This window comes from Streptomyces sp. (assembly GCF_036566765.1).
In the GTDB taxonomy this organism is placed as follows: Bacteria; Actinomycetota; Actinomycetes; order Streptomycetales; family Streptomycetaceae; genus Streptomyces.
The window spans coordinates 1-6,308 of record NZ_DATCVQ010000175.1 but is presented as its reverse complement, the minus strand read 5'-3'; the positions used below and the strand labels follow the sequence as shown (position 1 = coordinate 6,308).

The 6,308-nt window shown below is 68.7% G+C and carries 5 protein-coding genes; 4 read left to right on the top strand and 1 reads right to left on the bottom strand.

The genetic code is table 11. From position 1 onward, the window contains the following. A partial coding sequence (locus VIU94_RS09765) for an Hsp70 family protein (protein ID WP_331909700.1) occupies positions 1-987 on the bottom strand: 987 nt, incomplete at its 3' end. A 281-nt stretch (positions 988-1,268) separates the two neighbouring features. Here VIU94_RS09765 and VIU94_RS09760 point away from each other — a divergent pair. The 4 genes from VIU94_RS09760 (at position 1,269) to VIU94_RS09745 (ending at position 6,104) form a co-directional block, all read left to right on the top strand. After that, positions 1,269-1,766 carry a sugar transferase gene (locus tag VIU94_RS09760; RefSeq protein WP_331909698.1) on the top strand — a complete coding sequence of 166 codons (498 nt, stop codon included), beginning with the start codon at positions 1,269-1,271 and terminating at the stop codon, positions 1,764-1,766. A 176-nt stretch (positions 1,767-1,942) separates the two neighbouring features. Continuing rightward, complete coding sequence (locus VIU94_RS09755; protein ID WP_331909696.1) at positions 1,943-4,195, top strand: (Fe-S)-binding protein; 2,253 nt, start codon at positions 1,943-1,945, stop codon at positions 4,193-4,195. 78 nt (positions 4,196-4,273) lie between these two features. Beyond that, on the top strand, positions 4,274-5,260 hold the full coding sequence (locus VIU94_RS09750) for a Yip1 family protein (RefSeq protein ID WP_414720919.1): 987 nt from the start codon (positions 4,274-4,276) through the stop codon (positions 5,258-5,260). 331 nt (positions 5,261-5,591) lie between these two features. Next, positions 5,592-6,104 (top strand): cupin domain-containing protein, encoded by a 513-nt coding sequence (locus VIU94_RS09745; protein ID WP_331909692.1) that lies wholly within the window; start codon positions 5,592-5,594, stop codon positions 6,102-6,104. Positions 6,105-6,308 lie beyond the last annotated feature (204 nt).

Here is a 6,308-nt window from a genome sequence, read left to right as displayed (position 1 = left end):
GCCGCCGGTCAGCTCCTTGACGAGCTCGGCGACGGCGGGCATGCGGGTGGAACCGCCGACGAGGACGACGTGGTCGATCTCGGACAGCTGGATGCCGGCGTCCTTGATGACGTTGTGGAACGGCGTCTTGCAGCGGTCCAGGAGGTCCGCGGTGAGCTGCTGGAACTGGGCGCGGGTGAGCTTCTCGTCCAGGTGCAGCGGGCCCTCGGCGGAGGCCGTGATGTAGGGCAGGTTGATCGTGGTCTCGGTCGAGGACGAGAGCTCGATCTTCGCCTTCTCCGCGGCCTCGCGGAGACGCTGGAGAGCCATCTTGTCCTTGGACAGGTCCACGCCGTGCCCGTTGGCGAACTGCTTCACCAGGTAGTCGACGACGCGCTGGTCCCAGTCGTCGCCACCGAGGTGGTTGTCGCCGTTGGTGGCCTTCACCTCGACGACGCCGTCGCCGATCTCCAGGAGGGACACGTCGAAGGTGCCGCCACCGAGGTCGAAGACGAGGATCGTCTGGTCGTCCTTGTCGAGGCCGTAGGCCAGGGCGGCCGCGGTCGGCTCGTTGACGATGCGCAGGACGTTGAGGCCCGCGATCTCACCGGCCTCCTTGGTGGCCTGACGCTCGGAGTCGTTGAAGTACGCCGGGACGGTGATGACCGCGTCGACGACCTTCTCGCCCAGGTACGCCTCGGCGTCGCGCTTCAGCTTCTGCAGGATGAAGGCGCTCATCTGCTGCGGGTTGAAGTTCTTGCCGTCGATCTCGATCTTCCAGTCGGTGCCCATGTGGCGCTTGACCGACCGGATGGTCCTGTCGACGTTGGTGACCGCCTGACGCTTGGCGACCTCGCCGACGAGCACCTCGCCGTTCTTCGCGAAGGCGACGACGGACGGCGTGGTCCTGGCGCCTTCGGCGTTGGTGATGACGGTGGGCTCGCCGCCTTCCAGAACGCTGACGACGGAGTTAGTCGTGCCCAGGTCGATGCCGACCGCACGTGCCATTTCAATTCCTCCAGCTGACCTGACTTGAGTGGATCTGACTCAAGGATGCACCACCCGTCCCGCCGAGTCAACAGACCTGAGTGGAGCCGACTCAACTCTTCATCGGACAGGACACTCAGGGGGAGGCGGATCACGGTGTGGCGACGCGGGAATGCGGGGTTCCGGCGGCTTCGAATGAGAGAGTCGTGGGCATTCCCAGCCCAAAGCCGGACATATACCGAGAAGGATCCCCTGCAGTCTCTGCAGGATCCCATGAACCGGCATGAAGCGGAGGTAAGGGCATGGCGGCCAAGCGCGCACTGGACCTCATCGTCGCCCTGGCCCTGCTGACGCTCCTCTCCCCCGTCCTGCTCGCGGTCGCGGCAGGACTCGCCCTGTCCGCGCTCGGCCCGCTGGAGGCTCCGGGCGGGGTACTGCGCCGCGAGGTACGGGCCGGGCTCGGCGGCCGCCCGTACCGGCTGCTGAGCTTCCGCGGCGGCGGCCGGCTGATCGCCCGCCTGCCCCAGCTCGTCCACATCGTGCGGGGCGAGATGTCGCTGGTCGGCCCGGCGCCCCTGTCGCCCGACGACGAGGAGTGCCGGGGCGAGGCGGCGCGGCGGCTGACGGTGCGGCCGGGCATGACCGGGCTGTGGCAGGTCAGCGGGCGTTCGGAGCTGCCGTGGGAGGAGATGGCCCTGCTGGACCTCCACTATGTGGACCACCACTGGCTGGGCATGGATCTGGCGATTCTGGGCCGTACGATTCGGGCATGGCGGCGGACGCCGGCGGAAGCCGCCTGAACAGGATCGGCGGGCGTCTCCGAGCGGCCCGGCAAGGGTCGCCTGAGCGACACAGATCACCGCATGCACAGCTACAGCACGGCGGAATATCTGGGTACCCTCAGCACGGACCAAAATAAGTTACCGCTTAGTACGTTCTGCGGAATCCGCTCGCAGGCCCGCCCGAGGAGCCCGTCATGCAACTCGCCGCGATCATCGTGTCGATCGCCATCACGGTGGTGGCCGTCGCGCTGTTCGGCCGCGCCATCGTGCAGATCTACCGCTTCGTGCGGCTCGGTCAGCCCGTCCCGGCCGGCACGCGCACCGGCGACCCGAAGCAGCGCACCATCACCCTGGCCAAGGAGTTCCTCGGCCACACGCGCATGAACCGCTGGGGCGTCGTCGGCGTCGCCCACTGGTTCGTGGCGGTGGGCTTCTTCTCCCTGCTGCTCACGATCGTCAACGCCTTCGGCCAGCTCTTCCAGGCCGACTGGCTGATCCCGATCATCGGCGACTGGCTGCCGTACGAGATCTTCACCGAGTTCCTCGGCACGATGACCGTCCTCGGCATCCTCACGCTCATCGTGATCCGGCAGCTGAGCAGGCCGACCAAGGCGGGCCGCAAGTCCCGCTTCACGGGCTCCAAGACGGGCCAGGCGTACTTCGTCGAGGCCGTCATCCTGACCGTCGGCGTCTGCATCATGATGCTGCGCGCGCTCGAGGGCGCCCTGCACCACGTGACGAGCTGGGAGCCGGGCTTCTTCGCCTCGTACCCGGTGATCGCGCTGCTCGACGGCGCGGACCTGAGCACGCTCCAGAACCTCACCTACTTCTTCGCGGCGCTCAAGATCCTCACGTCCTTCACCTGGATGATCGTGGTCTCGCTGAACACGAACATGGGTGTGGCCTGGCACCGCTTCCTCGGCTTCCCGAACATCTGGTTCAAGCGCAACGCCGACGGCGCCACCGCGCTCGGCCCGCTGCTGCCGATGACCACCGCCGGCGAGGAGATCGACTGGGAGGACCCGGCCGAGGACGCCGTCTTCGGCGTCTCCCAGGTCGAGCAGTTCTCCTGGAAGGGCATCCTCGACTTCTCCACCTGCACCGAGTGCGGCCGCTGCCAGTCGCAGTGCCCGGCCTGGAACACGGGCAAGCCTCTCTCCCCGAAGCTCCTCATCATGTCGCTGCGCGACCACGCGTACGCGAAGGCGCCGTACCTGCTCGCGGGCGGCGGCAAGGACATGGAGGGCAACGAGAAGGCGTCCGCCGAGGCCCTCGCCTCGGTGCCCGCCGCCGCGCTGGCGGAGGCCGAGCGCCCGCTGATCGGCACCGCCGAGGAGAACGGCGTCATCGACCCCGACGTGCTGTGGTCCTGCACCACCTGCGGCGCCTGCGTCGAGCAGTGCCCGGTCGACATCGAGCACATCGACCACATCGTCGACATGCGCCGCTACCAGGTGATGATCGAGTCCGCGTTCCCGTCCGAGGCGGGCACGATGCTCAAGAACCTGGAGAAGAAGGGCAACCCCTGGGGCCTGGCCAAGAAGCAGCGGGTCGAGTGGACCAAGGAGGTCGACTTCGAGGTCCCGATCGTCGGCAAGGACGTCGAGGACCTGTCGGAGTACGACTACCTGTACTGGGTCGGCTGCGCCGGCGCCCTGGAGGACCGCGCCAAGAAGACCACCAAGGCCTTCGCGGAGCTGCTGCACATGGCGGACGTCAAGTTCGCGATCATGGGCGGCGAGGAGAAGTGCACCGGTGACTCCCCGCGCCGCCTGGGCAACGAGCCGCTGTTCCAGCAGCTCGGCCAGGAGAACGTCGCGATGCTGAACATGGCGTTCGGCGAGGACGACGAGGACGAGTCGACGAAGAAGCCGAAGTCGGCGAAGCGGATCGTCACGACCTGCCCGCACTGCTTCAACACCATCGCGAACGAGTACCCGCAGCTCGGCGGCGAGTACGAGGTCATCCACCACACCCAGCTGCTCCAGCACCTCATCGACGAGGGCCGGCTGGTCCCGGTGACGCCGGTCGACGGTCTGATCACGTACCACGACCCGTGCTACCTGGGCCGCCACAACAAGGTCTACACGCCGCCGCGCGAGATCATGTCCGCCGTCCCGGGCCTGCGCCAGCAGGAGATGCACCGCCACAAGGAACGCGGCTTCTGCTGCGGCGCCGGCGGCGCGCGGATGTGGATGGAGGAGCGGATCGGCAAGCGCATCAACAACGAGCGCGTCGACGAGGCCCTCTCGCTGAACCCGGACATCGTCTCCACCGCCTGCCCGTTCTGCCTGGTCATGCTCACGGACTCCGTGAACGGCAAGAAGAACGACGGCAAGGCGAAGGAGTCGGTCCAGGTCGTGGACGTCGCGCAGCTGCTGCTCGACTCGGTGAAGAAGCCGGTCGAGGAACTGCCGGCGGAGCCGGAGCCGGAGCCCGCGCAGTAGGACGAGGCAGGAGGGCCGCCACCCGGGCGATCGGGGTGGCGGCCCTTTGTCGTACGTCGTCGTCGTGCCCCCTAGGGGATGTCACAGGTCAGCCGCAAAGGCGGCCCTAATCCCCCGGCGCGTGCACCGCGCACAGCGGGAGCGGGTACGTTCGACGACGTGGCTGGATTCAGGATCGGACGCGGCCGGGACAACCGCACCCCGCAACAACAACCGCAGCAGGCACCGCAGTACGGGCAGCCGGCGGCCCCGCCGTCGTACCCGCAGCAGCAGTGGCAGCAGGGCTCGCAGCAACCGCAGCAGCCGTACGGGGAGCCGGAGTACTTCGGGGACCCGTACCCGCAGCAGGGCGGCGGCCGCCCGCACGGCGGGTATCCGGCGCAGGGCCAGGGCGGGCCGGGCTACGGCCCGCAGGGCGACGCGGCGAACAACCCGGGCCACACCCGGGCGTTCAGCATCCACGACGACCCGTACGGCGAGGGGGCCACGTACCAGGCCGGCGCCGCCCCGGTCGTCCCCACGGGCCCGCGGCTGCCCTGGAAGGCCCTGCTGAGCGGCATGGTGCTCCGCCCCGGCCCGACGTTCCTGCAGATGCGGGACCACGCGGTGTGGGGCCCGGCGCTGATCGTCACGTTCCTCTACGGCATGCTGGCGATCTTCGGCTTCGACCAGGCCCGCGAGGAAGCGATCAACGCGACCCTTTCGACGGCGATCCCGTACGTCCTGATGACGGGCGCGGGCTTCGTGGTCGGCGGCGTGATCCTGGGCGTCGTGACGCACACGCTGGCGCGCCAGCTGGGCGGCGACGGGGCGTGGCAGCCGACGGTCGGCCTGTCGATGCTGATCATGTCCATCACGGACGCGCCCCGCCTGCTCTTCGCGCTCTTCCTGGGCGGCGAGAACAGCCTGGTCCAGGTACTCGGCTGGGTGACCTGGCTGGCGGCGGGCGCGCTGTTCACGTCGATGGTGAGCAAGTCCCACGACCTGCCGTGGCCGAAGGCGCTCGGCGCGTCGGCGATCCAGCTGATCGCACTGCTGTCGATCATCAAGCTGGGCACGATCTGAGGTCCGGCAACGGACGACGGGCCCCCTCCGGGAACCGGAGGGGGCCCTTTTTTGCGCCGTGGCTACGGCGCCCCCTCGTTCCGGTTCAGGGGGGTGTGCGAATGTGACGGCGAATGGTCATGGCCGTCGTGGACGCCGAAGGTGAGGATGGAACCGCGGCCGCACCGCCGGCCCCACCCGGTCATGAGCCGGGCGTTCCTCCGTGATCCGATGCGCCAATTCCCTTTGCACGCTCACTGATCGGTCACACCTGACGGGGCGTCCGGCCGAGTCGTACGGCTCTCCCGAGCGGCCGGATTCCTTTGCGAGAACGAGAGAAGAGAGTCGAACCATGCCCCGTCGCGCCCTCCGCTTCACGGCTGCTCTGGCCGGCCTGGTCGCCGTCGCCGGTCTGAGTGCCTGCTCGTCCGGTGCGGCCTCCGCGGACGACACGGCGAGCCCGACCGCCGCGAGAACCACGTCCGCCAAGGCCGGTCACAAGCAGGCGCTCTCCTTCCCCGCCGCGGGCCTGAAGTGGCGGGAGCTGCCCGGCTCCGGCGGTGTGGCGTACGCCAATGTGCGCGGCGACCTCGCCGGCAAGGGCCCCTATGAGGCCTTCGTGAAATTCCCTGCGGGGAAGGACAACCCGTACCACTTCCACAACGAGGACCTGCCGACCGTGGTGCTCGGCGGGACGTTCTACGCGGTGATCGACGGCAAGCGCGTCGCCTACCCGGCGGGCTCCTTCTACGACCTTCCGAAGGGCCTGCCTCACTACAGCGGCTGCGAGAAGGGCGCGGACTGCCTGCTGTTCCAGTACCAGGCGAACCATTTCGACCTCGTCCCGACGGCTGCTGAGAAGTAGCGGCAGGGCCTGGACGGCCCGAGGCCGGACCGGGCACGGCGCGCGGCCGCGCCGTGCGGCAAGGGTCGTGCAACTGGAGGGCAGTGTGAAGAAGTCACGCCTCATGACGAGCTCAACAGGAACGGTGGTCGCGCTCGCCCTGCTCGTGGCCTAGCCGTCCAACTGTGGGGACGGCTCGCCAGGGTGTGGAAACGGCCGCCTCCC

Excerpts from the sequence above, each read along its gene's own strand:
- VIU94_RS09760 (WP_331909698.1), top strand. The coding sequence starts at position 1,269 with ATGGCGGCCAAGCGCGCACTGGACCTCATCGTCGCCCTGGCCCTGCTG.
- VIU94_RS09745 (WP_331909692.1), top strand. The coding sequence starts at position 5,592 with ATGCCCCGTCGCGCCCTCCGCTTCACGGCTGCTCTGGCCGGCCTGGTC.
- VIU94_RS09755 (WP_331909696.1), top strand. The coding sequence starts at position 1,943 with ATGCAACTCGCCGCGATCATCGTGTCGATCGCCATCACGGTGGTGGCC.
- VIU94_RS09750 (WP_414720919.1), top strand. The coding sequence starts at position 4,274 with ATGTCACAGGTCAGCCGCAAAGGCGGCCCTAATCCCCCGGCGCGTGCA.